The following is a 1,670-nucleotide window of genomic DNA, read 5'->3' on the forward strand; positions in this document are numbered from 1 at the left end:
CTAGTGTACTGTTTTCAAAATAAGTTACCCATAACCTGCAAGCTAAGCTATTGATAAGATTTGAATTTTACGTTAGTTGGTGGCTGATTTTTTCGAAAACAGTACACTAGTGCTTTTGATCAGGGTGGAAAGAACTCCAGCTTCAAAAATTGATTTTTCATAAATACTGCTTGCACAGTATGTGGAGAACATAATGCTAATCCAAAAAGATAAAGTTCGAGTCGAAATTAAAGAATTGATTGACCTGATTCGGCTGGACGAAAAATATGCGTCCTTGGCTGCTGATCGTGTGCTTCCAATCGATCAACAGGCTTTACAGTTCCATTGTAAGCGTAGAAGTCGTATTGAGGAAATAACTCGTAAGTATGGATTGGATTGAATGCCCATATTGAGGTCTACATCATTTCTTATTTTTATTATCGTACTGCGGGTATCTGTTAATGAAGTTAAGCATTTCTTCCAAATATTCTGGCGAATCGACTTCAGCGATGCGTTCTGTGATTTCTTGTCGAAGCGAAAGCAGCCGTGTTCGTAATACATCTTGGCCACCAGGTAGAAGCTCTCCTGGTGCGACGTTGAAAACTGTAGCGATTCTTATCAATTGCTCAATACCTGGAAGCGTAGAACCTCTTTCGTATCGACTTACCAACGGCGCATCGCACCCTATCATTTCTGCCAAATCAGCTTGGCTCAGGGTTGTTGACTTGCGGAGGGCCTTTATTTTTGCCCCTACCACGCTCCTTAGAGTGTCCACTGTGTCTCCAGAAAAAATCAATAATTTCATCTGCTTGCGCTTCTATAAAGGCATTTGAGTACAAGATTTGTATTTTAGTGTTTACTTTTTGTTCTAACCGATTTATTTTGTCCTCTAGAAATCCATCCTTGTCGGCCAACCTTGCCCAGGGGTGGATAGTGTTGGTTCTCATCAGCACATCACTCGCCCCTGCGCTCAGCGGTTTGGGAATTCGAAAGAGCGCCTGATCGAAAGGTTCTGAATATGAAAAATTGGCGTGTTTTGATGCACAATTCTTCCATTTATCAGTCACTTATCACGTCTATTGAGCGATTGGATGTGGAGGTGTATTCCCCCGAAAGCATTACCTACCGCAAACGTCTTGATCGCCCTTCATCGACAGAGAAGGTGGTGCGTTTGTTTCCTGGCTATCTGCTGCTGCGCTTCGATCCCCAAGTGACGCACACCACCACCATCACAGCGTTGAACGGCGCCCGTGGGTTTGTTCAGTTCGGCGGTCAAACGTGTGAGTTCGGCGGTCAAGCGTGTGTCATGCAGGACAGCACAGTAGAGGGCTTGAAGGCAGCGGCTTTGGTTCGTTCCAACCGTGCGCTTGATTGCATCGAGTTTCGTAATTTGCCGACAGAGCTGGAAAAAACGCTGCGTCTGATCATCGACATGAAATCTGAAGCTGCGCGTAGAGCGGCTTTCCTTGCGCTCCTGGCCCAGGACGCAGCGCTGGAGCGCCTTGTCAGGCGCAACGGAACCCTTTGCTATTCGAGGGTACGTGCCGCCTAGGCTTTACCACTTCCCACGATTTCCCATTTCACCGCCTGGTCTAGTGTACTGTTTTCGAAAAAATCAGCCACCAACTAACGGAAAATTCAAATCTTATCAATAGCTTAGCTTGCAGGTTATGGGTAACTTATTTCGAAAA

Annotated in this window: 3 protein-coding genes; 2 read left to right on the forward strand and 1 reads right to left on the reverse strand. The window is 45.4% G+C overall.

What is annotated here, in order from left to right:
* Nucleotides 1-193: 193 nt before the first annotated feature.
* Nucleotides 194-379 (forward strand): hypothetical protein, encoded by a 186-nt coding sequence (locus tag DW49_RS0123780; protein ID WP_003344336.1) that lies wholly within the window; start codon nucleotides 194-196, stop codon nucleotides 377-379.
* 21 nt (nucleotides 380-400) lie between these two features.
* Here the strand turns inward: DW49_RS0123780 and DW49_RS1000000130995 are convergent, their stop codons facing one another.
* The gene (locus DW49_RS1000000130995) at nucleotides 401-784 is read right to left on the reverse strand and encodes a helix-turn-helix domain-containing protein (RefSeq protein ID WP_003344338.1); all 384 of its coding nucleotides are present in this window, start codon (nucleotides 782-784) and stop codon (nucleotides 401-403) included.
* Nucleotides 785-997: 213 nt separating this feature from the next.
* On the opposite strand from DW49_RS1000000130995, the gene DW49_RS0123790 reads away from it, so the two are divergent.
* Complete coding sequence (locus tag DW49_RS0123790; RefSeq protein ID WP_024420740.1) at nucleotides 998-1,531, forward strand: transcription termination/antitermination NusG family protein; 534 nt, start codon at nucleotides 998-1,000, stop codon at nucleotides 1,529-1,531.
* Nucleotides 1,532-1,670 lie beyond the last annotated feature (139 nt).

This window comes from Pseudomonas avellanae BPIC 631, from assembly GCF_000444135.1.
GTDB lineage: Bacteria > Pseudomonadota > Gammaproteobacteria > Pseudomonadales > Pseudomonadaceae > Aquipseudomonas > Aquipseudomonas avellanae.